Here is a 24,343-nt window from a genome sequence, read left to right on the forward strand (position 1 = left end):
TCTTTGAAAATCGAATCTTTGGCTTTGAAGCCCTCGTTGAGTGGGTAAAGCAACACCAAGAAAAACACAAGAAGAATCACGTCATTTTTGGCGTAGAACCAACAGGACATTATTGGAAGAGTCTTGCTTACTATCTAACGGCAAAAGGTTACGACTTTGTCGTCGTGAACCCAATGCACGTTAAGAAAAGTAAAGAACTTGATGACAATTCTCCAACGAAAAACGATACGAAAGACGCAAAAGTGATCGCCCAGTTAATCAAAGATGGGCGATACTCTGTACCAAACCTCTTAGATGGCATATATGCGGAACTAAGAGAATGCGTAAAAATTCGAGATCAGCTTACTGAACAATTAATGATCACAGAAGGTCGCATTCAAAATGTGATTCAACGCTACTTTCCAGAGTTTTTCGATGTGTTTGGAGATTGGGAAGGCAAAGCCGCTCTCTGTACCCTAAAGCTGTTTCCGTTCCCCTCTGATATTCATAAAAAGACACCAGAGAGGGTTCTTCAAGAATGGAAACCGTATGTCCAACGAGGAGTTGGCATTAAGCGCGCAACGAAGCTTGTAGAAACAGCCAAAAAGAGCATTGGAATTGAAGTAGGCTTGAAATTTGCCAAGTGTGAACTGAAGAATCTTATTGAGCAGTATGAGCTTTTTAAGCGGCAATTAGAAGAGTTGGATCAGGAATTAGAAGCCATCGTTGAAACATTACCTGGTGCCCAACAAATGATGAAAATTCCAGGCTTAGGGGCGGTGACTGTTGGATTATTCTTTGCGGAAGTTGGGGACATTTCAAAGTACTCTCATCCTCAACAATTAGTGAACTTAGCAGGGCTATCATTACGTGAGCACAGTTCAGGTAAATTTAAAGGGCAAACAAGGATTACAAAGCGAGGAAGGAAACGATTACGCCGAGCCTTATATTTAGCGATTCGTCCCCTTGTCGCCCATAATTCAACATTTAAAGCCCTGCATCACTATTACACCAAACGCCCTGAACGCCCTTTGAAAAAGCAACAATCTTTGATTGCCTTGTGTTGTAAGTTACTACGTGTGTTGTTTGTCATTGGTCAAAAACAGTGTGAATTTGATGGTTCAAGATTAATAAAAGATATTCCTCAAATGGATGGATTACAGGCAGTGTAACCTTAGAAAGCAGATCACCCAAAGTGGCTTGACACGGAGCCTCTGCGGGCATGGCTCCTTGGCGAAGCGGCGAGTCATCCAATGATTCGCCCATGGCTAAGGAAGCCTACCATGCCCGCCACTCCATGTAAAGCCGTGCATCATCTGTATACTTACAAATAACAAACACCAATAGTGCAGAGTCGGAGTTTATTTTCACCATACGGGCTTATGACCCAGCAAAGGAGCTTATCCGACCTCCACCTCATGGATACGCAGGACGAAGGAAGGTATGGATACCAATCCGGAGAGACATGGGAGGGTTAGCGACCGTGAGTAGCGTGGAGATTTATAGGCACGGTCATACTACTCAATTACCAAACTATACCAGTTTGGACGTTAGGATGGATTATCCCCTGTAAGAAATTTTAATTCGTTCTACTTCTATCCAGTAGTACTGGTGAGATTACTATTTGGTGTTAGTGAAATTTGGAGAATACACGAGTATTAGCGAGAAAATTAAACTTTATTGAGGGAGGTGAGTAGAATGACAGATACCTATAATGAACTACAACAAAAGTGCAGAACTCTTAGATTAGCAGAAACAGCAAAGGAACTCCCCAATATGCTTAGAGAGGCTGAATCCAAGGGATGGACTTACTATGAATTCATAGATCAGCTACTTGGATATGAATTAGCTTGTCGTGAAGAAAAGAATCGGAACAAGTTAATGAAATGGGCAGAATTTCCACAGCCATTAACACTAGAACAATTTAATTTGGAAGAGCAATCAGCAATTGGTGAAAAACAATTAAATGTATTAAAAGAACTATCCTGGATAGAGGAAAATTTCACATTAATTATGATGGGGCCACCTGGGGTTGGCAAAACGCATTTATCAAGTGGATTAGGAATCCATGCGGTAAACCATGGGTATCAGGTTTCTTTTGTATCCATGGATCACTTAATCTATATATTAAAAACAAAAGAGTATATTAGTAAATCAAGAACAAGATACAAACGGATAACTGGATCGGAGCTAATTATCATTGACGACATCATGTATATGGCATATGAAGCACAGGATGCCCAACTGTACTTTCAATTTATATACGATATGTATGACAAGACAGCATTCATCTTAACGTCAAATAAGGGACCGAATGAATGGGGCAAATTTCTAGGAGATACAACATTAACAACGGCGATCTTAGATCGCCTCCTTCATAGAAGTGAGATCATAATATTCGATGAAGACCAGGATAGCATTAGAATGAAATACAGAAGAGCTTTATTTGAAGAAGCAGGTGTTGAATCTTAATTGCGGAAAACTGTTGAACCTTATTTTGTGAAAACTGTTTAATTATACTTGACGGTTACAAAACTTTTCCCTCACACGACTAACAAACTCGATTAGTTGATTAAATACAGCATGATTGGAACTTTTTTCGTCCATTTTGTTAACCAGTTTTCCTGCTACTATTTCTTTCATTCCGTTTATTATTTCTTTATGAATCGGTTGGTGCTTCAGCGAAAAATACCGGTATGCAAAATACACTGTTGTGCCCAATAAGATCACAATAAGAGCAACCATTATAGCTTCCATGATAAACAAATCCCCTACTTTTTTTATTTATTGTGTAGAATCGATGATGAACACTTTAAAGCTCTTTGATTAAAATATAGGTTCCATCTGCTATATCTGAAGGAATATCTTTTAACCTAGCATTCTCTTCGTATTTATGTACAATCTCATTTCCTTCTACATCTTTATACTTCTTCATATTGTGATATTTCTCCATCACACGGATCGACTTTGCGTTTGTCGCTTCAGCTAAAATCGCCTTTAACCCTTGCGAAGATGCCTTTGTTATCAATTTATTCCCTAATTGTTGAATAATGTCGTGACGGTTATATTCAGCTGTCACCCCTAACATGAACAAATGCAATAACTCTCCATCTTCAAGCTCTTTTCCGTTTCGTTCTTTAAAGTCTTCCATGAAACGTTTATCCACATCTTCTAAAACTTGTAGAATCACATTCATATCATAAAATGAACCTTCAAATACATCTTCTCCGATAATCTCTGGCGCATTGGTATCGCCAGCAAGCACACCAACAACATGATGATCATGATCTAAAGCGACTGCGCAATATCCCTGCTCTACGGTGGAATCTAAATAATCTTTTGTGAACTGATAGAAGTCGTCATAACGTAGATTTAATTGACCTACCATCGGTTCCTGCACCCATTTTTCTGAGACATCCACCCCGATAAATGAACGGGCTAGACAATCTGCGGCCTGCTCAATTAACGCAGTCTGTTCCTTCGTAATTATTTTATATGTGTATAACACTTCTGTTTTTTGCACGTATTGACTTCCTTTCAAATCATAATCTAATCATTCCCCATGACGCAGCTTTTACATCGAATGGGCGATACGATCGACAAATTTGCCAGGGAACTCGATTCTTTCAAGAGCATTTCTGATTTGAACTTGAGCAATTTTTGATGAAGGTTTGACTACGATGATATCCTTAAAACCTAAACTAGAATAAAATTGCATCGTTTGTCCTAACTGGGGTACAACTTTTGATGGGACTGGTGTTTGGTAAGTAGCGTCAACAACGAACGTATACTCTTGTTTTGGCACTTTATGAATGGTGTCCTGCAAATCTTTCATATAACCTTCTACATCTTCCTCTCTCATTAAACCGTGCACCTGTACATGTATTTCCTTTGCGGTTTCATTAATCCCCATTTTATATTTTCGTTTATCTACTACGATCATCTCTCCATCTCCTTTTTCTTATCGTTTGCGATACTCATCATATTCCACCGAAGCCTAATAAATAAAAAGCTACCTCAGACGTGAATGAGGATAGCTAATTAAACATTTGTGATCCTTTTTGACAACTCGACTATCCCTATTCAGAAGGATTTCAGACTCGCAGCTTTGCGTCTTTCCATTTCAATCACTCGCCTTTTTCAAGGCATAAAACCAGGACTAATATCATAATCATAACTTTACCAATACTAGTATAAAATACTTATTATTCCTTGTCTACTCTGGTATAATTTTCGTAATTATTAGATATATTAAATCAGGCCATTTATTATAATTTAGACAATCCTAGTATGATAATGAGATGACAAAAGGAGCCTCCCACAAATTAGGATTTACGAAAATGGGAGGTACTTCACCTTTAAAAGATGTCGAAGCTGAAACAAATTACTTCTTGCTGAAGAGGAGCTTCAAGATTATTTCTAGCCTATATAGAAGGTAAAGATGACCAGTAAAGAAAAAAATCGAGCTTGTAGAAAATATAATGGATGCTGAAGGTACAGAGGAAGAAATCGATCGATTTATCGATGCTTTGGAGGAAGAACACCCCTGATCCAAACATTATTTGAAGTTTGTTTTGGCTCGGGATGATGGCATCTACAGTTGCAGCAAGTACTTGAAACCAAGATTAAAAAAAGCCGAGATTGAAAAGAAATATCACTCCCTACTCTTTTCGTCATACCCATACACCCCTACTTAATGAGGCTATTGTAGGTATTAAAGAGATCCAGTAGCATTTTTGGTTATAGTGACATTAATACCAACATGAACATTCACGAAGAAAAAGACAAGTTAACAATTAAAATAAAAACATTCTTCTCTACCACTCATAAACAAACCCCCGCCTAAAATAGACGAGGGTTTTCTCATTTTTCATATAGTTGCGAGGACAAATGCGCGGATAGTTCTAAGCGTTAATAGCTGAAACTATTGATGTAATAGGGCTTTTTAAGCCTAATTACATCATGCCGCCCATGCCACCCATTCCGCCCATGTCAGGCATTCCGCCGCCGCCTTCGTTTTCCTCAGGCTTATCAGCGATCACCGCTTCTGTTGTGAGGAACATAGCGGATACAGATGCTGCGTGCTGAAGCGCAGAACGAGTTACTTTTGTCGGGTCAACGATACCAGCTTCAACCATGTTCACCCATTCACCAGTTGCTGCGTTGAAACCGAAGCCAGCTTCTTCTTTCTTGAGGCGCTCGACGATCACAGAGCCTTCAAGACCTGCGTTGTGAGCAATTTGACGAACTGGCTCTTCAAGGGCACGAAGAACGATGTTCACACCTGTTGCTTCGTCACCTTCTGCACCGATGCTAGAGACTGCTTTAATCACGTTCACAAGGGCAGTACCACCACCAGCAACGATTCCTTCTTCTACAGCCGCGCGAGTAGAGTTCAACGCGTCTTCGATGCGGAGTTTGCGCTCTTTCATTTCAGTTTCAGTAGCTGCACCGACTTTAAGAACAGCGACGCCACCAGCAAGCTTCGCTAAGCGCTCTTGAAGTTTTTCTTTATCGAAGTCAGATGTTGTTTCTTCGATTTGTGCTTTGATTTGATTAACGCGAGCTGCGATTTTATCGCTTTCGCCAGCACCTTCAACAATCGTTGTGTTCTCTTTCGTTACAACGACTTTGCTTGCGCGACCAAGCTGTGCGATGTTCGCAGATTTCAAGTCAAGTCCAAGGTCTTCTGTGATCACTTCACCGCCAGTAAGGATCGCGATGTCTTCAAGCATTGCTTTACGACGATCACCGAATCCAGGAGCTTTCACCGCTACTGCGTTAAATGTTCCACGAAGTTTGTTCACCACAAGTGTTGCAAGAGCTTCACCTTCTACATCCTCAGCAATGATAAGGATTGGCTTGCCTTGTTGTACAACTTGCTCAAGAACTGGTAATACTTCTTGGATGTTAGAAATCTTCTTATCTGTGATCAAGACATAAGGGTTGTCAAGAACCGCTTCCATCTTGTCAGAGTCTGTCACCATGTAAGGAGACGCATAGCCGCGGTCAAATTGCATACCTTCAACCACTTCTAGCTCTGTAGAGAATCCTTTAGACTCTTCGATCGTAATAACGCCGTCGTTACCTACGCGCTCCATTGCTTCAGCAATGATTTTCCCTACTTCATCGTCAGCAGAAGAAATCGCCGCAACTTGAGCGATTGAATCTTTGCCTTCGATTGGCTTAGAGATTTTAGAAAGTTCTTCAACGGCTACTTGAGTCGCTTTTTCGATTCCTTTACGAATCACCATTGGGTTCGCGCCAGACGTGACGTTTTTCAAGCCTTCGCGAATCATCGCTTGTGCAAGGACCGTTGCTGTTGTTGTACCGTCCCCAGCAATGTCATTTGTCTTGCTTGCCACTTCTGCAACAAGCTTTGCACCCATGTTTTCAAACGCATCTTCTAATTCGATTTCCTTTGCGATGGTTACACCGTCATTTGTAATAAGTGGAGAACCGAATTTCTTTTCAAGAACGACGTTACGACCTTTTGGTCCTAGCGTTACTTTTACTGCATCAGCAAGTTTATCTACACCACGAAGCATAGAGCGACGTGCGTCTTCGCTAAACTTAATATCTTTTGCCATGTTATTCTCAACCTCCTGAATGGTATTTTACAAAAGAGGAATAAACAAAAACCTCTCATCTTACATGTATGTAGGGATAACCCTACGTAAAATTAACCGATAATCGCGAGAATATCGCTTTCACGAAGGATTAAATACTCTTTACCATCATATTTTACTTCCGTACCTGCGTACTTAGAGAAGATGACAGAATCGCCTTCTTTCACTTCCAACGCGATTTTCTCACCATTTTCCGTGACACGACCCGTACCAACAGCAACGACACGTCCTTCTTGTGGCTTTTCTTTCGCCGTATCAGGAAGCACGATACCGCTCGCCGTTTTTTCTTCAGTTTCTACTTGCTCAATCACAACACGATCACCTAATGGCTTTAACAAGGAAAACACCCTCCTTTAGAGCTTATAAGATTTTCCTTGTTAGCACTCTCTTCAAACGAGTGCTAACACAGTTACAATGATAATCAGAACCTGCTTATTTTGCAAGCCCTTCACAAATTTTTTTACAAAAAATTTTCGAATGACATCGGTTTGGCATAAAGGAAAAAATTGCTTGAAACCTCTTCTAGTATATCCTCGTATTTTTTGGATATACACCCTAACTATAATTCTTCATCCCATCTGGCATTCCTTCTGCTTTTTCCGAATAACTATGTTAAAATATAGTGATGTATAGCCTTATGATAAAGGAGATCTCAACTTGAATAAACGATATTGGTTGGTCATACTTACATATGGATTAACTCAAGTTTCCGCCTTTATAGGAGTTCCTCTGCTATTAATACTAGGGTTCCAACAAGAGCAAATTCCAGGCATTTGGAGCTTTATTTCGTTCCCGATCGGATTGGCGATTATTCTCTGGCTTTTGCGACCAGATTTCCGAAATCGTCACATGATTCGCAACCGTTCCTCACGGGGGGAGGCAGTCGCTTGGTCGATTCTTGGTGTTATATTGGTGTTTGTCGCCCAAGCAATCGCAGCTTATATTGAAATGACTGTATTTGGGATTGAGCCTGGATCGGAAAATACGGAGATGATCGTTGAAGTCACTAGAGCCTTCCCTGCATTCATCATCGTCACGTCCATTATTGGCCCAATTTTAGAGGAAATTGTTTTCCGAATGATTATTTTCGGCGCCTTGTATAAACGATTTAATTTTTGGATTGCCGCGCTTTTAAGCTCGTTCATTTTCGCCGCCGTCCATCTCGACTTCACCCATTTACTCGTCTATACAGCCGCTGGCTTTGCATTTGCCTTCCTCTACGTAAAAACGAAACGGATTCTCGTTCCAATTGTTGCCCATGTGGCCATTAACGTCTATGTCGTGCTCGTCAACCTCATTTTTTATGACAAAATTATGGATCTACAAAGACAGCTAGAAGAACTACAAATGTTTATTGGAGGGTTGTTATGAAGATCAGTCCTACCTTTTTAACCCTCCTGTATTTTACGATGGCAGGGTTAGTCACCTTTTTTGCGATTCACGTCGTGAATGAAAATGGCTGGAATTTATGGGCGTGGATCATGATTGCCATGGCTGCCTATAATGTAATTATCGCCATTCGCTTCTACCAGCTTGGAAAACAACTGAAAAAAAGAGACCGGTAAGCTTTTACCAAACGAAAAAGGGGGGATTCTCAGCCCCCCCCTTTTTATATTTTTGAAAAACGTTCAAACACATCCATTAACTCGGCGATTGCTTCTTCGCTCTTCCCTTTTTCCACTGCATCAACCACGCAATGACTCGTATGACGCTCCAACAAGTTGAGGCTGACCTTCTTTAGCGCCGCATCGATCGCCGACAATTGGACGAGAATATCAATACAGTATCGATCGTCATCGATCATTTTTTGGATTCCGCGCACTTGCCCTTCAATACGCTTCAACCGATTCATTAATTGTTCTTTTTCCTTTTCATCTCGTGGATGTGATGGGCTTTTGTGTTCATGCGCCATCTTAGCACCCCCCTCTAACCTTTCAATATTATTTAATTTGGAAACGCTGCAGACGTAATGCATTCAAGACGACGGAAACAGAGCTGAACGCCATTGCGGCTCCCGCTACCCATGGTGCTAATAAACCGGCAGCAGCAATCGGAATTGCAGACGTATTATAGACGAAAGCAAAAAATAAATTTTGCTTAATGTTTCGCATCGTTTTTTGGCTCATGAGGACTGCATCTGCAACCCGATGCAAGTCATCCCCAAGCAAGGTCAAATCAGCGGCCTCGATGGCAATGTCGGTCCCTGAACCGATCGCCATCCCTACATCGGCCGTTGCTAATGCTGGGGCATCATTTAATCCGTCGCCAACCATGGCGACCGTTCGTCCTTGTTCCTGCAGCTTACGGATTTGTTCACTCTTATCCTTCGGTAAAACTTCAGCAATCACCTGTTCAATTCCAACATCATTCGCAACAGCACGGGCCGTCCGTTCATTATCCCCTGTTAACATGACAATGTCCAATCCAAGCGCCTTTAACCGTTCGATGGCCTTTTTAGAAGATGGCTTCAACTGATCGGCTACGGCCACATGAGCTGTTAGAATGCCGTCAACAGCCATGAACATCACCGTTTCCCCTCGGGCTTCTCGCGCTTCGGCACTCGAAAGCGCTTCTTTATAATCAACCTGATGCTCGGCCATGAGCTTTCTCGTTCCAACGAGCACGTTCCTTCCAGCAACCATCGCTTCAACACCATGTCCCGGAATCGCAGAAAACGAGTCAGCCTCCAAGCGATCCACGCCTAGCTGTTTCATCCCGTCCACAATCGCTGTCGCTAATGGGTGTTCAGATCGCCGTTCTGCTGCATAAAGCATGGTGGCCATTTCCTTCTCGTCAGCTGATCCGTACGTGACGAACTCAGTAAGCGACGGTTTTCCTTCCGTCACCGTTCCCGTTTTATCGAGAACAACTGTATCAATTCGCTGCGTATGTTCAAGATGTTCACCGCCTTTAAACAGCACACCTAACTCTGCGGATCTACCCGAACCAGCCATAATGGATGTCGGCGTTGCAAGCCCTAGAGCACAAGGGCACGCGATGACCAAAATGGAAATCGTCGGAATGAGTGCACTTGTGACGTTGCCTGGATCAATCACCATATACCATACGAGAAACGTAAGGACGGAAATAGCAACAACGACAGGAACAAAAACACTAGAGACTTTATCGACCGCACGTTGAATATCTGCCTTTGAGCCTTGCGCTTCCTCGACCACTTTCACAATTTGCGCGAGGGCCGTATCTTTTCCGACTCGCGTGGCTCGAATACGAAGTGACCCGTTATGATTAACGGTAGCACCGATGACTTGATCGCCAACATCTTTTTCGACTGGGATGCTCTCCCCGGTAAGCATTGACTCATCCACGGCAGAGTAGCCTTCCACCACTTCTCCATCGACGGGAATTTTTTCGCCTGGTTTGACGAGAAGGAGATCCCCTGTTTTCACTTCTTCCAACGGAATTTGCTCCTCTTTCCCCTCTCGAATGACGCGGGCTGTTTTCGCCTGCAAGCCAAGAAGCTTACGAATCGCCTCACTCGTACGGCCCTTCGCTCTTGCTTCAAAGTATTTTCCAAGAACAATAAGGGTAATGATAATCGCTGATGCTTCAAAATATAATTCCGGCATCATCCCCTCCCGCGTCCCATACAACCAATCATAGCCGAGATACATGCTGTAAAAATAAGCAGCCGATGTACCGAGGGCGACGAGTACATCCATGTTCGCGCTCTTATGGCGAAGGGCTTTATACGCTCCAACGTAAAACGGAGCCCCTATATAAAACTGAACGGGTGTCGCAAGCAACAATTGAACCCATGGATCCATAAATAGATGAGGCATCCAAATGAACGAAGTGAATTCAAAATGTGTCACCATCGACCAGAGGAGGGGAAACGTTAAAACCGCTGAAATCCAAAAGCGGCGCTTCTGTTTTTGTAATTCACGTTCCCGTACATCTCCTTCTTCAGCGTCACCTGTTTTGCGCTTTAGTGTGTAACCTATCTGCTCGATCGCCTGTTCCAAATCAGACGGTGATACACTTTCCGGTCTGTATTCGACCGTAGCCGTTTCAAGCGCAAGGTTAACAACCGCTTTGTGGACTCCTTCAAGACGATTCAGCTTCTTTTCAATTCGGTTAGCACAAGCGGCACACGTCATTCCAACCACGTCAAATTCCACTCTGTCGATTACCACTTTGTACCCGAGCTGCTCTACTTTTTCAATAACCTGCTCTGGCTGAACCTTCTCTGGATCATACACTACCGTCGATCGTTCAAGCGTTAAGTTTACATTTGCCTCTTGAACGCCATCCATCCGTTGTAAGCCCTTTTCGATTCGATTGGAGCAAGCGGCACATGTCATCCCCTGAATATCCAACGTTAATTCTTTTTGATTTTTCATTCTCACACCTCCCTATACCCCTATTGAGTATATAACATTTCGTATAAAAAGCCGTCAATGAGACGGCAAAGCTTATTCTACATCATATCCCTGGTCTTCAATTGTATCCTTAATTTTATCAATCGAGACTTGATCCTCTTTATAGCTCACATTAACTGTTCCTTTATCTAACTGAACAGTAACTTTTTCTACCCCTGTTAATTGCCCGACGTTTTCTTCAACTGCTTTCACACAATGTTGACAAGACATTCCTTTTACATTTAAAGTAGTCTCCACTTTTTACCCCTCCTTTTCTCTTCTCTCACAATGTACTATACCCCCCTATTGTATGTCAAGTGCTTTTATTCCATGATGAAACTACCGCTATATTTCGGGCTGCTTGTTCTAGTAATGAATCGCCTTGTTGCATCGCTTCGTCCAATGACATGATCCGCGGAACGAGAGAAAAAGCAGCATCAATTCCATGCTCAAAAACCGCTTCATAACCTTGGCCTAAGCTTCCGGCAATCGCAATGACCGGCACACCATATTGTTTAGCCGCCTTTGCTACCCCAATAGGTGTTTTCCCATACACCGTTTGTTGATCGATTCTTCCTTCACCTGTAATGACGAGGTCTGCATCCTTCACGAGCTCATGAAAATTAGTTGCCTGTAACACGAGCTCCACTCCTGGGCTGAGCATTGCGTCAAGAAAAGCGATTAGCCCTGCCCCTAATCCTCCTGCCGCACCCGCACCTGGAATCGAAGCCACTTCTTTTCCTAACTCCTCTTCAATGATGTTGGCAAAGTGCAAAAGCTGTTCATCCAGTTCGCGGATCGTTGCTCGCGTGGCTCCTTTTTGCGGCCCATAAACAACCGCCGCTCCCTTTTCACCCACTAACGGGTTGTCTACATCACATGCCACTTGAAGCTTCACCTGTTGGATTCTTGGATCTACCTTACTCATGTCGATTCGTGCAAGCTCCTTTAGTTTACCTCCACCTTTTCCAATCGGCTCCCCGTTTTCTTTCAGCAGCCTGACACCGACTGCCTGCGCCATGCCGGCACCGCCATCGTTTGTGGCGCTCCCTCCAATTCCTAGGATGATTTGCTCTACACCTTCATCGAGGGCATCGATGAGCAATTGTCCAGTCCCATAGGTAGATGTCCATAGCGGATTCCGCTTTTCCTTCGGTACGAGATGAAGACCAGACGCCTGTGTCATCTCAATAACAGCGATTTTTCTATCTCCCGAAAGGCCATATTCAGCCTCCACCGTATCTCCTAATGGTCCCTCGACTTTAACTACCTTTCGCTCACCTTGAAGAGCATCAACGATCGATTGGATCGTCCCTTCTCCACCATCGGCCATCGGAATGAGCCGATAGTTAGCATTAGGAATAACACGCCTGAATCCTTTTTCTATCGCTCTTGCTGCTTGTAAAGCGGTCATGCTCTCCTTAAAAGAGTCCGGTGCAATTACGATTGTGTTCACCTTTTTCAACCTCCTATGCTTACATAGTCACTGAACTACTCCAAAAATGAAGTTCGATCGTCGCGCGGCATTTACTTAGACGTTCTTCCATGTTTACTCCCTTACTTCCTGCTGTTGTGCTAAAGTGGTCCTCCGATTAAAAAAAGACCAAGGCGTCTTCCCTTGATCTTTTGTTCAACCATTAACTTGCCGTGGAATTGACCCGCTCTTGTTCACCTTGCTTCGCTTTTTTTTCCAACCAGTATGCAGCTGGGATGGAAAGAGCCGTGAGGAATCCAACAATGAAAAAACCTTCATTGATTGCCTGCAAAGTCGCTTCCTCAAAAGAGGTAGAGATAAGGGCAAGCTGGCCGCGGCGTACCTCAAAGAACACAGAGATAAACACAATCCCGAACGCCGAGCTCATTTGTCGCAACACATTGTTCATTGCTGACCCACGGGAGATAAGTCCTTCAGGAATAGCATTCATCCCTGTCGTAGTTGCTGGCATCGTCGTCAATCCCATACCTACCCCGCGAATCGCCATCCAAGCAAAAATATACCATAAGCCCGTCTCAAGATGAAGGTAGCCAAGAGCGAACGTACCAACAGCCGCAATCATCATCCCGGCCGTCATAATCCCACTCGGGCCACGCTTATCCAACATACGGCCACCGATCGACATCGTCAGTCCCGTAAAAAGGGCAGAAGGTAAGAATACAAGTCCTGTCATAATCGGGCCATAATCGTATACTTGCTGGAGCAAAAGCGGCACGAGAAAAATTCCCGCAAATAATCCGATCGATGAAATACCTGCTACCCATATACTTAAAGAATAGGCTGGGATGCGAAAAAGGCTCAAATCTAAAAGTGGCTGCTCTGCACGTTTCTCCACTTGCACAAACACGTACAGACACAACGCTCCAAGTAACAGTAAAACCCCGTTTATCCATTCGGTTAAATGGGTTAAATCCGACATCCGACCGAACGCTAAAAGAATCGAGCCAACTCCGGCCGTCACAAATAAAAAGCCCCAACGATCCAGTTTGATTTGTCCACTTCGCGCGATTTTTGGTAGATAAATGACGGCGGCAATAATGCCGAGTAGCCCAAACGGAATGTTAACTAAAAAGAGATATTTCCAATTGGATGTCTCAACAATAAATCCGCCAAGAGTCGGGCCAATGGTCGGCGCCATCATGGAGGCAACGCCCCATACGCCCGTTGCTAAGCCCCGCTCATTTCGCGGAAACGCATCGAAAATGAGCGTCATGGACAAAGGCATCATGATCCCACCACCAATTCCTTGCAATCCGCGGAAGACGATCAAGGAAGGTAAATTCCATGACAATGCGCCAAGCAAAGAGCCGAGCACAAAAATGCCAAGACCGAGAATATATGCCTCTTTTTTTCCGATCTTATCACCTAGATAGCCTGTGAGCGGCATCGTCATCCCCATCGCGACCATGAAGATCGTGATGACCCAGCCGGTGGCAACGGCATCCGCTTCAAAGACGTTCATCAATTGAGGGATGGCAGGGTTAAGCATACTATTATTTAAAATCATCGTGAATGAACCGAACAAGACGGCACAAACGACCATCCATTTTTTCGGAATGTTTTTCATCATCTGTCACACCATTTCGCTTTTCGAAATAACTATTATCCATCTTAACAGATTTTCGATTAGAATGTCCTGATTTTAGCCCATGTTAGAACAGTTTCCATTACATTTTACTGTTACAGTTATCATGAGTTTGTCTTTCCGTTAATAGAAAAAAGAGCTAGTAAGCCTAGCCCTCCTCCTGTCTATATTCTTCTTGCCTCAATTTCTCTAGCTTTTGTACTTTTCGATATGTTAAGTGTGATACCCAAATGCTAAATTCGTACAGCAGTAATAGAGGTACCGTAACCATTAAATGGGAAATTAGTTCAGGTGGTGTAATAAAACCTGCGACGACTAGTAAGACAAAAAAGGCATATTTCCGTACACTGCGCAAAAATTCCGGGGTCACGATTCCAAGTCTTGTGAGGAACATAACCACCACCGGCAGTTGGAATAGCACACCGAACGGCATCGTAATCTGGAACAAAAACGTAAAGTATTCATTGATCCCATAAAGCTCGTTAATGTGTAACCGTTCCGCTAATCCCCCGATAAATTGGATCAGAAACGGAAACAAAATAAAATAGGCAAACGAAAGTCCACCAAGAAATAGGAAAAATGCAATCGGTATATACGCTAATGTGGCCTTGCGCTCGTTTTCATGAAGACCTGGACTGACGAAGGCCCACAATTGATATAAAATAATGGGAAATACAAGAATAAACGCACTCGTAAAAGCAAATGTCATATAGACCCGCAATGGATCTGTCAATTTGAATGCGTTCATCGGAAGGTCTTGTGCCGTCGGTGCGCCTTGTAAATACGTAATCATCGGTGTTGCCAGAAAAAATCCGACAACCAAGGCGATGGCAAAAAAGACGACGATGATTAAAATCCGCCGTCTTAACTCGGCGATATGGTCCATTAAGGACATGTCTCGTTCGTTCATACAACTACCTTCCTACTGTCCGTTCTGTTGATTCTCGTTCTTTTTCTTATCGTCGTCCTCGTCCGCTAAGCCCTTTGTAGCATTTTTAAATTCACGCAATGTGTTTCCTGCCGCTTTCCCAAGCTCAGGCAATTTTTTCGGTCCGAAAATAAGCAACGCAACAAGTGCAATAATAAGAATGCTACCTGCACCTAATCCTCCAGGCATACTGACACCCCCTTCTTGTCCTATATCCTATTATAAAGGATAATGCTTTAAAAAATAAATGAGCGCCTGCAATTCAACCGATAAGTCAATATGGTGAACACGAACGTGCTCTGGCACCGCAATTCTTGCTGGTGTAAAGTTCAAAATCCCTTTCACTCCAGCGTTTACGAGACGGTCTGCTGTTTTTTGGGCAACCGCAGCAGGCACTGTTAAGATCGCCACCGATACGTCTGACGTTATTTTGTTCTCTAAATTGTCAAGATTTTCGATTTTTACACCACTAACAGTATTCCCTATTTTTTCCCGATCTACATCAAACGCCATGACAATTTGCGTATGATTGTTTTTTGAAAAGTTATAGTTTAACAAGGCGGTCCCTAGATTCCCTACACCGATGAGCATGACCTTCGTCAGTTCATCCTGATGAAGCGTCTTTCGAAAAAAGGTTAGCAAATAATTGACGTTATAGCCGTATCCTTTTTTTCCGAGTGCACCAAAATAGGAGAAGTCACGCCGAATCGTCGCTGAATCCACCTTGACTGCTTCACTTAGCTCAGATGAGGAGACCCGTTGTTTTCCTGAAGCGTGCAAATTTTCAAGAAAGCGATAGTATAACGGTAAACGTTTAGCCGTTGCTTGTGGAATTTTCGTTGGTTCGTTGTTCATAGTCTGCCCCCAATTATCTACACGTCCTTATTCATGTCGTTTACTATTGTACACTATTTTCTCAAACCATGTAATCGTTTTACTTTCAGAGTCGTTTGTTGTTGATCGACCGGTATTACGGTACACTTAAAATAGACAACAAATGAATGTAGGATGATAAAAATGATTGTATTGCAATGTGTGAATATCACAAAATCGTTCGGGGCCGAAACGATTTTGTCGAACATTAAGCTTGAAGTAAAAACAGGAGATCGCGTCGCCCTTGTCGGCCGAAACGGAGCCGGGAAGTCGACGTTATTAAAAATCATCGCGGACAAGCTCTCCTATGATAGCGGTGATCTCATCATTCCTAAAGGTGTAGAAATCGGCTATTTAGAGCAGCATACAGGTTTAGAATCCGACCTCACGATATGGGACGAGATGCTGTCTGTCTTTGAACCGCTCCAGCAAATGGAACGGAGATTGCGGAAAATGGAAGAACAAATGGCAAACCCTTCTCTTTTAAACAATGCCTCGAGCTACGAAAAGCTCTTGGAGGAATATGACTCATTGCAAGTGGAGTTTAAAGATCGTGGCGGTTATCAATACGAGGCAGACATCCGCAATGTTCTCGCTGGTTTGCAATTTGCTGATTTTCCTTACCATGAAACGAAAATCGCCACTCTAAGCGGTGGGCAAAAGACACGTCTTGCTCTCGGAAAGCTATTACTGACAAAGCCTGACTTGCTTATTTTAGATGAACCGACGAACCATTTAGACATCGATACTCTATCATGGTTGGAGCAATATTTATCCGCGTATCCTGGGGCGATTTTGATCGTCTCCCACGATCGCTATTTCCTTGATAAGCTCGTGACGCAAGTCTATGAAATCTCACGAACGAAATCAACGAAATATGTCGGCAACTACAGTCACTATTTAGATGAGAAGGCACTTCGGTATGAGCAGGAGTTAAAAGAGTTCGAAAAACAGCAAAAAGAAGTGGCAAAGCTTGAGGATTTTATTCAACGTAACATCGCCAGAGCGTCGACAACAAAACGGGCGCAAAGTCGACGAAAAGCCCTTGAACGGATGACGAAACTAGATCGACCGAACAGCGACGAAAAATCGGCTTCCTTTTTCTTTGATATCGAGCGACAAAGCGGTAATGATGTTCTCCGTGTTCGCGATCTTACGTTCAGTTATGACGGAGACCCCCTTTTTTCTAGGTTAGATCTTGACCTAAATCGCGGAGAAAGTGTCGCACTCATCGGACCTAACGGTGCAGGAAAGTCAACGCTGCTAAAGCTGTTAACTAAAAAGCTTCAAGCTGATCAGGGCACCATTGAGTACGGAAGTCACGTAAAAATCGGCTATTATGATCAGGAACAGGCGAATTTGCACTCGAACAAACAAGTGCTATATGAGCTTTGGGATGATTACCCCCTTTTACCTGAAAGGGACATCCGTACGGTTCTGGGAAACTTTTTGTTCAGCGGCGAAGACGTGCTAAAAGTGGTGTCTGATTTGAGTGGAGGCGAAAAGGCACGCCTAGCGCTCGCCAAACTTATGATGGAGAAAGCGAACTTGCTTATTATGGACGAGCCGACCAACCACTTAGATCTCGATAGTAAAGAAGTGTTGGAAAACGCGTTGATCGATTATCCAGGAACGCTCTTGTTCGTTTCCCATGATCGTTATTTTCTAAACCGAATGGCGACACGAATTATCGAACTAGATGGAGGACAACCATCTGTCTTTTTAGGAGATTATGATTACTATTTAGAGAAAAAGCAAGAAATCAAAGAGCGGGAACGACTCGATGAATCACCTTCACATGCCGCAGCTGCCTCATCAAAGAAAGGGAGCTTTGAACAGGACAAGGAACAAAAGAAACGAGAGCGCCAGCGTCAACGGCGAATCGAACAAATTGAAGCCTCCATTGAGGAACTAGAGAAGCAACTGTCTACACATGAAGAAGCCCTCTGTAATCCGGAAGTGTTTACAGATCATGAGAAAGCTCTCTCACATCAACAGACCATCGATGAAGCGAAAAAAGCCGTCGATGCCCTCATGGAAGAATGGGAGCTTCTCCATGCAGAAGAAGGATAATAAAGCTCCCCCAGAAGACAACACGTTTTCAAGGGGGAGTTTTGTTACATCTCTTTTCCTTCGCTCATCATTTTCCCATTTTGCATTTGGGCAAGCAGCCAATAATAGTTCGTGGACACGATGAAAAACATGGAGGTTGCAGCCGCTACTACCCCTGAATCGTTTAACAACAATAGGGCTACTGAAGCAACAATGCCCCCTTTTAAGAACAACGATTGACCAGCGTCATATTTTTTGGCACTTTGCGTCCAGATCAGAACACCGAGAAGAAGGTAGCTCGTCACAAAAAGCTGTGTCCAGTTTGAATAGCGAAAAATCGTCATGTTCATGGCTACCTTTCGTTTCATTGTTTGAAGGACGTACTGGATATCTCCAGAAAGCAGCCGCTCATACGCGTCACCTATATGTGTAGACGGGCTATTCATTTGTAAAACAAACAGTAACAAAAGGGTGATGAGAAGTGCGCCCCCACTCACAATGACTAAATTCCACTTTGACAGCTGTTTTCCAATGAGCGTATAACCGACAAAGGCACACGCAATCCCCGCCGACAGCGTAGCTCCAGCATTCGCTCCAAACTGACTCATTCCGAGCATCATGAGTGTAAATCCGCTCACCACAAACACAATCACTAGCCGTTTCCACAGCTCTGTTTGCCAAACAGCTCCTGTGATGAGAAGAACAGCTGCAGCTATGTACAATCCGGCAAATTCATTGCCAATCCCATAATAACGGGCCCCTATGATCGGATCATAGCCAAGATACGAAGTGGCAATGAACGGGCCACCGTTCATTAAATCTATGCTGATCGCAGCAAATAAAAGAAATCCTAAAAGCCAGATCGGTTGTGCGCTTAGTTGTGTCGCCGTCCACCCCAAAATAAGGGAACATCCAATAACCGTGAGCACGAAGAGATATGGGCCAACTTCGTGCACGAATGGCGTCAATACTAATAGCCAAAGTGGCGTACTAACGGCCGAAGCAAGAATCATTTTCATCCCTAATCGCCAGCGTGGGTTCCCTTTTTTTACCCAACTTCCGATGCTCGCCACAAGAAGCATGACGACAAGCATTGTAATATAGCTAGATAAGACCGCCCCACGTGTACGAAAAATCGTAAATCGCTTATTCACTTCAGAGACAATTGCCTCTTTATCGTTTTCTACACTATCTACTTGAAACAGAAGGGGCCTCCCTGTCATTTGTGGGTCCGGACTAATATGAAAGTACGATAGGATCGTTGGCGCCACGTCAACATTGGCAAGTACATCAGACCTGCGAGTAGAAGCAGAATACGGACTACCTTTAAAGCCGCTGCCCCAAAAATAAGTGGGGGCTAAACGCTTCTTTTGCTTATACGCCTCATCGTGCATGATCGGGGCAAGAAGCCATACATCAGAGGCAGAGCCTGTCGTCACGTTGTGAATAAATGTCTCTAGACGATAGAGCTCCTTAGCCCGCTTCTCTGCAAAAATAGCTGATGGCATGTTCTTTTTCTGATCAAATAATCGGTACAGATCCCCCCACTCAATTACAGTGAATGCTTTCGAATCGGTTTGGTCACGCAGCTTTGAGAGCAGTGCCTCTTCGTTCATCGCCATTCCGTGCGGTGCACTCATTAGGGCTCGTACCGTTCCTTGTAGATCACCGGTAGCCCTTCCTTGACCATCCATGACAAACAAAGATCCGTAACGATGTGGTTCTGTTGCCGTATCGCTATGTCCAAAAACGTTCATTGTCACATCGTGTTGCTTTAGTAACGTTCCGAGTCGACCAACGAGATGGCCTTGAGCATTTTTTTTAACCAATTGAGGGAGGTAAGGATGAGAAAGCTGGCTTTCTTGCTTTTGACTAAGCCACTGTTGCATGATGGCTTCCACCGGTTGTCCTAATACGAGCTCCCCTCGTTCAAACGCATTCCAATCACTTACCCCTTCTCCTCTCGCTCCAAGACTCAATGTCACTGTACTATTTAGGTAAGAGTACGGACCATCGGATCGAATATTCATCGCCGCCAAGTGTCCCGTTTCCCACATATCTGAATGCTGCCCATGTTCTAACAACCACTCTACTTCATCAAAAGAAAGGGATGGAACGAGAAGAAGAATCAGATTGCTTGTTTCATGTTCAAAGGCTTCAGCTAGCGACGAACACCCTAAAATTAACATTGATGCTAATAAACACGAATAAAACCATTTCATGATAAATGCCCCACTTTAGCGATTTTTCTACATATCCACATTTTTCACAGGATTACTCACAGATAAAATTAAGTTTTTACAAGGAAAATAGGTGTTATCCCCAAAACACCCCATTTATACACAGCATTTTTGTGCACAACTTAAAGTCCATTCCGTTCCCTATTTTTATTAGTTTTCCACTTCATCCACATGTTTGTGGATAAATATTATCCGGACGATAGTCGGGACTTTTTTTCCTTAAATCCTCTAAAGAAAGAAAACTTACCGATGTCATAACAATTAAAAACCCCTTTCTAGTTTTTACTCCTAGAAAGGGGTTATACATCGGTTAATCGTTCTCTAGCTCTAAACTTGGCTGGCCGTTTAAATCCATACCAGCAAACGTCTGTTGCTTGAATTTTATACTTGCTGCTGCACCAATCATGGCGGCGTTGTCTGTACAAAGTGAAAGAGGAGGAATCACTAAATCGATTGGCTCTTTAAAAAATGCTTCCTCTAGAGCAGTACGTAATCCTTTGTTGGCAGCAACTCCACCCGCAAGGAGCACCTGTCTGACCTTATACTCTTCTGCTGCTTTTTTCGTTTTTGTCACTAGTACATCAATCACACTGGCTTGAAAGCTGGCCGCTACATCCTCTGCCTGAACGTTTTCTCCTCGCTGCTTTGCATTGTGGAGCGTATTAATCACGGCTGACTTTAAGCCACTGAAGCTAAAGTCGAACGAGTCAGGCTCCAGCCACGCCCGAGGAAATTGGAGCGTATCCTCCCCGTTTACCGCTAGTCGGTCGATATGCGGGCCACCTGGATACGGAAGACCTAATGTTCGGGCCACTTTATCATACGCTTCCCCTACTGCATCGTCACGAGTTTCACCAATCACTTCAAACTCCCCGTGATTCTCCATATAGATCAATTCGGTATGGCCGCCGGAAACGACAAGGGCTAGTAGAGGGAACTCTAGCTCCTTTAGCAGGCGATTAGCATAAATATGCCCAGCAATGTGATGGACTCCGATAAGAGGGAGTTGATGGGCAAAGGCGATCGCTTTGGCCGCATTGACACCAATGAGCAAAGCTCCAACAAGTCCAGGCCCTTCGGTAACAGCAACCGCTGCTAGGTCAGCAAAGTCCACTCCCGCCTCATGCATCGCCTCCTCCACAATGACTGTAATTTGTTCCACATGATGGCGGGAGGCGATCTCAGGGACAACACCGCCAAACCTTTTATGGCTATCAATTTGCGACGAAACAACATTACTTAAAATGGTGGTTCCATTTTCAATCACAGCTGCCGATGTTTCATCACAACTCGTTTCAATCGCTAAAATTAATTCTCGTTCATTCATGACAACATCACCCACATGACTAGTGCGTCCTCTTGATTATCGGTATAGTAGTTTTTCCGAATGCCCCCGGCTTGAAACCCAAATTTACGGTAAAGTCGTTGAGCAATTTCGTTTGAGATTCGCACTTCTAATGATAATTTTTTCGCTCCCAATAATCGGGCAAATTCCAGGATGTATCGAAGCAAAGCCTCACCGCGCTTTTCCCCACGATAGTCGGGATGGATCGCAATATTAGTAATATGAGATTCATCATAAACGACCCAAACACCACAATACCCGACAATTTGCTCCCCTACTTCATATACGACATAGCGGGCAAATTGATTATTTGTAACTTCATTTATGAACGCTTCTCGACTCCACGGAACGGTAAATGTTTGCTCTTCTACACGAACCACCGCATCCACATCATCAACAGTCATAAAGCGGATGCGCTCTTTCTTCTCAGCCATTGTTTTCATCCTGCCGTTTCGCTTCACGCCATTTTGCTTCTGCTTCTGCCAATTGCAAATAGCTTGGTGCAAATGCATGAAGGTTTTCTATCGGTGAACGCTGTTGTCCTAAACGGCCAAGCTCCGCAGGACGAGGTAACGAGTGCGTGAACGCGGCCCTTTTCACTTTTTCACCAAGCACAGCCGCAAATGTATCGTAATGCATGCTCACATCCTGACCGATCAGGAGCACATCTTCGCCTGCTTTAGCTAACATTCTCGCTAGATCTCCTGCCAAAATCAGTCGGTCTGCTTCAACCACGTCTACTTCTTTCCCATTCCATCGATACGTCCCACTGTAAATTTGCCCCCGTCTCGCATCAATTAACGGGACAATTAATTCTTTCGCATAGTAGCCGTGCTGTGCCATCACCTCAAGACTCGACACCCCCACTAGCGAGATACCTAACGACCAAGCCAACGTTTTGGCTGTTGTCACTCCAATACGAACCCCTGTATAAGAACCCGGCCCTTGGGCGACAACGATCCGCTCAAGCTCATTAGGAGCTACGCCCACTTCCTTCATTAATGACTCGATTGCAGGCATGAGTCGCAGTGAATGATTTTTTTTAAGGTTTGTCGTCACTTCTCCTACTAACTGGTTACCGTCCAAAATGGCAACTCCCATTACATAGGTGGACGTATCAATCGCTAACGTCTTCATGATCCAATAACTCCTTTAATACCTCTTCCCAGCGCTCTCCGTAGGCTGTAAATGAAAGCTGGCGTTCGTTTTCCCCTGCATGAGTAATCGTAATCGCTAAGCGAACAGGAGGCAGCCGCCCTTCAATCAAGCTGGCCCATTCCACGACCGTCACTCCATCCCCGTGGAAATATTCATCAAATCCAAGGTCCTCTTCCTCTTCATTTAATCGATAAACATCCATATGATAGAGGGGTAATCGTCCTTTGTATTCACGAATAATTGTAAACGTCGGGCTCTTGACGACACGTTTTATGCCTAAGCCAAGAGCAAGTCCTTTTGTAAAGCTTGTTTTCCCTGCACCCAAATCTCCTTCTAGTGTAATCACATCTCCGGCAAGAAGCTTGTCTGCTAGCTTTTGCGCAAATGCCATTGTAGCCTCAGGCGACTGGGTTATCATCATCAACCGTTTCATTCCATCACCTTTTATTTTGCGAAATGATTATATCCACTTTTTTTCAATACGCTACGGGCCGTCCCTTCCTCCAACTCAACAACAGGACTCCCCGCCTCTACATAGCCGATCTCAGTCAAGGAAATCCCTCGCTGTATAGCTAGCTGTTGCAAAGAAGCAAAAGCGTCGACCGCTGCCGTACCAATCAATTGAAAATCTTCGCCACCAAACAGCGCCCATTCAAGCTGTTGTTCCTTTGAAAAGGTCTCCATAGCAGGGTGGAGGGGAATGGTGTTAGCTTTGAGCACAAGCTTCACTTTACTTGCCTGTGCTAATTCATTGGCCTCGCTTGCCACCCCGTCGCTCACATCGTTGAGGGCGATCCGATAGCCCGAACGAGCAAATAGGTGCCCTGCTTCCACCTGCGGCTGTGGCTGTTGATGGGCTAGAACGAGTAGCTCCTCTTCTTCTGTAAAGGGACCGTGAAGGCCTTTTTTATTTAAAAGCTCTAACCCTGCGGCAGATTGACCGACCGTACCTGTCAGGAAGACTACATCCCCTGGCCGAGCACGTTGCCGAAGCAAGCGAGTTCCTTTCGGGACATGCCCTACCGCTGTTACCGTCACGACAAGCTTTTCATTCGTCGAGACCGTATCTCCACCAATTAAATCCATTCGGTAGGGCGCTGCGCACTCAGCCATCCCTCTATAAAGAGTTTTAATCTCCCGATCAGACCATTGGGGAGGGACCGCAATGGACACGAGATAAAACTTTGGCGTAGCCCCCATCGCCGCTAAGTCGCTTATGTTGATCGCTAACGATTTGTATCCAATTTGAAAAGGCGTTAACGTGTCACGCCTGAAATGAATCTCTTCCACCATCGTGTCCACACAGAGCACTTCCTCCATTTCAGGTGCTCCTTCATAAATCGCAGCATCATCACCAATTCCAACATGCAATGAAGGTTGATGAACGTTTGCCGGAGAGATTGAACGAATAAGTGAAAACTCATCGCGCATGGGGATCACCTCCTTATGAAGCCCTTATCCGATCTGTTTCATCCTCTATTAGTGTAGCCGATTTTCTCTCCGTTCCCAAGCATAAAAGCAAAAATCTGTCCCCAGCACAAAAGAAGACAGTAAAAAATCCCCATTCTTCCACGAATGAGGATATTTGGTATTGCGGGGGACGGATTTGAACCGCCGACCTTCGGGTTATGAGCCCGACGAGCTACCAGACTGCTCCACCCCGCGTCGTTATAAAGTAAA

The 24,343-nt window shown here is 44.1% G+C and carries 24 protein-coding genes, 1 tRNA gene and 1 riboswitch; of the genes, 5 read left to right on the forward strand and 20 right to left on the reverse strand.

Annotated features, from left to right (window positions below; all coding sequences use genetic code 11):
* Together E2L07_RS12925 and istB are read left to right on the forward strand one after the other, a co-directional pair.
* Window positions 1-1,151, forward strand: a 1,151-nt coding sequence (locus E2L07_RS12925; RefSeq protein WP_134229759.1) for an IS110 family RNA-guided transposase, incomplete at its 5' end; no start/stop codon positions are given.
* 526 nt (window positions 1,152-1,677) lie between these two features.
* Window positions 1,678-2,451, forward strand: coding sequence for an IS21-like element helper ATPase IstB (gene istB / locus E2L07_RS12930; protein WP_134229760.1), 774 nt, complete (start codon window positions 1,678-1,680; stop codon window positions 2,449-2,451).
* A gap of 42 nt (window positions 2,452-2,493) precedes the next feature.
* Here istB and E2L07_RS12935 read toward each other — a convergent pair whose 3' ends face one another.
* From E2L07_RS12935 to groES, 5 genes are all read right to left on the reverse strand, one after another.
* On the reverse strand, window positions 2,494-2,736 hold the full coding sequence (locus E2L07_RS12935; RefSeq protein ID WP_243854957.1) for a hypothetical protein: 243 nt from the start codon (window positions 2,734-2,736) through the stop codon (window positions 2,494-2,496).
* A 55-nt stretch (window positions 2,737-2,791) separates the two neighbouring features.
* Window positions 2,792-3,502, reverse strand: a complete 711-nt coding sequence (locus tag E2L07_RS12940) for a hypothetical protein (protein WP_134229761.1) — start codon at window positions 3,500-3,502, stop codon at window positions 2,792-2,794.
* A gap of 51 nt (window positions 3,503-3,553) precedes the next feature.
* A complete protein-coding gene (locus E2L07_RS12945) occupies window positions 3,554-3,922 on the reverse strand; it encodes a hypothetical protein (protein ID WP_053432276.1) in 369 nt (122 codons plus the stop codon).
* Window positions 3,923-4,039: 117 nt separating this feature from the next.
* Window positions 4,040-4,125, reverse strand: a riboswitch (cyclic di-GMP riboswitch).
* Between the two features lie 809 nt (window positions 4,126-4,934).
* Window positions 4,935-6,569: a chaperonin GroEL gene (gene groL, locus E2L07_RS12950; RefSeq protein ID WP_053432277.1), complete on the reverse strand. Its 1,635-nt coding sequence runs from the start codon at window positions 6,567-6,569 to the stop codon at window positions 4,935-4,937.
* Window positions 6,570-6,661: 92 nt separating this feature from the next.
* Window positions 6,662-6,946 carry a co-chaperone GroES gene (gene groES / locus E2L07_RS12955; RefSeq protein WP_010896738.1) on the reverse strand — a complete coding sequence of 95 codons (285 nt, stop codon included), beginning with the start codon at window positions 6,944-6,946 and terminating at the stop codon, window positions 6,662-6,664.
* A gap of 319 nt (window positions 6,947-7,265) precedes the next feature.
* Here groES and E2L07_RS12960 point away from each other — a divergent pair, with 319 nt between their 5' ends.
* A complete protein-coding gene (locus E2L07_RS12960; protein WP_053432278.1) occupies window positions 7,266-7,979 on the forward strand; it encodes a CPBP family intramembrane glutamic endopeptidase in 714 nt (237 codons plus the stop codon).
* Window positions 7,976-8,173 (forward strand): YdiK family protein, encoded by a 198-nt coding sequence (locus E2L07_RS12965; RefSeq protein ID WP_010896736.1) that lies wholly within the window; start codon window positions 7,976-7,978, stop codon window positions 8,171-8,173. The genes E2L07_RS12960 and E2L07_RS12965 overlap by 4 nt, the downstream gene beginning before the upstream one ends.
* A 44-nt stretch (window positions 8,174-8,217) precedes the next feature.
* On the opposite strand, the gene E2L07_RS12970 is transcribed toward E2L07_RS12965, so the two are convergent.
* From E2L07_RS12970 to E2L07_RS13005, 8 genes are all read right to left on the reverse strand, one after another.
* Window positions 8,218-8,520 (reverse strand): metal-sensing transcriptional repressor, encoded by a 303-nt coding sequence (locus E2L07_RS12970; RefSeq protein ID WP_010896735.1) that lies wholly within the window; start codon window positions 8,518-8,520, stop codon window positions 8,218-8,220.
* Between the two features lie 28 nt (window positions 8,521-8,548).
* Window positions 8,549-10,969 (reverse strand): heavy metal translocating P-type ATPase, encoded by a 2,421-nt coding sequence (locus tag E2L07_RS12975; protein ID WP_134229762.1) that lies wholly within the window; start codon window positions 10,967-10,969, stop codon window positions 8,549-8,551.
* A 72-nt stretch (window positions 10,970-11,041) separates the two neighbouring features.
* The gene (gene copZ, locus E2L07_RS12980) at window positions 11,042-11,245 is read right to left on the reverse strand and encodes a copper chaperone CopZ (RefSeq protein WP_010896733.1); all 204 of its coding nucleotides are present in this window, start codon (window positions 11,243-11,245) and stop codon (window positions 11,042-11,044) included.
* 55 nt (window positions 11,246-11,300) lie between these two features.
* Window positions 11,301-12,443: a glycerate kinase gene (locus tag E2L07_RS12985; RefSeq protein ID WP_134229763.1), complete on the reverse strand. Its 1,143-nt coding sequence runs from the start codon at window positions 12,441-12,443 to the stop codon at window positions 11,301-11,303.
* 181 nt (window positions 12,444-12,624) lie between these two features.
* Window positions 12,625-14,049: an MDR family MFS transporter gene (locus E2L07_RS12990; RefSeq protein ID WP_134229773.1), complete on the reverse strand. Its 1,425-nt coding sequence runs from the start codon at window positions 14,047-14,049 to the stop codon at window positions 12,625-12,627.
* Between the two features lie 166 nt (window positions 14,050-14,215).
* Complete coding sequence (gene tatC / locus E2L07_RS12995; RefSeq protein ID WP_053432282.1) at window positions 14,216-14,977, reverse strand: twin-arginine translocase subunit TatC; 762 nt, start codon at window positions 14,975-14,977, stop codon at window positions 14,216-14,218.
* Between the two features lie 12 nt (window positions 14,978-14,989).
* Window positions 14,990-15,184 carry a twin-arginine translocase TatA/TatE family subunit gene (locus tag E2L07_RS13000; RefSeq protein WP_134229764.1) on the reverse strand — a complete coding sequence of 65 codons (195 nt, stop codon included), beginning with the start codon at window positions 15,182-15,184 and terminating at the stop codon, window positions 14,990-14,992.
* A 30-nt stretch (window positions 15,185-15,214) separates the two neighbouring features.
* Window positions 15,215-15,850 carry a redox-sensing transcriptional repressor Rex gene (locus E2L07_RS13005; protein ID WP_010896728.1) on the reverse strand — a complete coding sequence of 212 codons (636 nt, stop codon included), beginning with the start codon at window positions 15,848-15,850 and terminating at the stop codon, window positions 15,215-15,217.
* Between the two features lie 162 nt (window positions 15,851-16,012).
* Between E2L07_RS13005 and E2L07_RS13010 the strand changes: the two genes are divergently transcribed.
* Entirely contained in the window at window positions 16,013-17,941 is a 1,929-nt protein-coding gene (locus E2L07_RS13010) for an ABC-F family ATP-binding cassette domain-containing protein (RefSeq protein ID WP_134229765.1), read from the forward strand.
* Between the two features lie 44 nt (window positions 17,942-17,985).
* Here E2L07_RS13010 and E2L07_RS13015 read toward each other — a convergent pair whose 3' ends face one another.
* From E2L07_RS13015 to E2L07_RS13045, 7 genes are all read right to left on the reverse strand, one after another.
* Window positions 17,986-20,142 (reverse strand): hypothetical protein, encoded by a 2,157-nt coding sequence (locus E2L07_RS13015; RefSeq protein WP_053432285.1) that lies wholly within the window; start codon window positions 20,140-20,142, stop codon window positions 17,986-17,988.
* Window positions 20,143-20,470: 328 nt separating this feature from the next.
* Entirely contained in the window at window positions 20,471-21,487 is a 1,017-nt protein-coding gene (tsaD, locus tag E2L07_RS13020; protein WP_010896725.1) for a tRNA (adenosine(37)-N6)-threonylcarbamoyltransferase complex transferase subunit TsaD, read from the reverse strand.
* On the reverse strand, window positions 21,484-21,939 hold the full coding sequence (gene rimI, locus E2L07_RS13025; RefSeq protein ID WP_010896724.1) for a ribosomal protein S18-alanine N-acetyltransferase: 456 nt from the start codon (window positions 21,937-21,939) through the stop codon (window positions 21,484-21,486). The genes tsaD and rimI overlap by 4 nt, the downstream gene beginning before the upstream one ends.
* Window positions 21,932-22,642 (reverse strand): tRNA (adenosine(37)-N6)-threonylcarbamoyltransferase complex dimerization subunit type 1 TsaB, encoded by a 711-nt coding sequence (tsaB, locus tag E2L07_RS13030; RefSeq protein ID WP_134229766.1) that lies wholly within the window; start codon window positions 22,640-22,642, stop codon window positions 21,932-21,934. The genes rimI and tsaB overlap by 8 nt, the downstream gene beginning before the upstream one ends.
* Window positions 22,623-23,096 (reverse strand): tRNA (adenosine(37)-N6)-threonylcarbamoyltransferase complex ATPase subunit type 1 TsaE, encoded by a 474-nt coding sequence (tsaE, locus tag E2L07_RS13035; protein ID WP_010896722.1) that lies wholly within the window; start codon window positions 23,094-23,096, stop codon window positions 22,623-22,625. Before tsaE ends, tsaB begins: the two co-directional genes overlap by 20 nt.
* Before the next feature lie 11 nt (window positions 23,097-23,107).
* Window positions 23,108-24,094 carry a thiamine-phosphate kinase gene (gene thiL, locus E2L07_RS13040; RefSeq protein WP_134229767.1) on the reverse strand — a complete coding sequence of 329 codons (987 nt, stop codon included), beginning with the start codon at window positions 24,092-24,094 and terminating at the stop codon, window positions 23,108-23,110.
* A 160-nt stretch (window positions 24,095-24,254) separates the two neighbouring features.
* A tRNA-Met gene (locus E2L07_RS13045) sits at window positions 24,255-24,328 on the reverse strand.
* Window positions 24,329-24,343 lie beyond the last annotated feature (15 nt).

This window comes from Halalkalibacterium halodurans (genome assembly GCF_004376175.1).
Classification (GTDB): Bacteria; Bacillota; Bacilli; order Bacillales; family Bacillaceae_D; genus Halalkalibacterium; species Halalkalibacterium halodurans.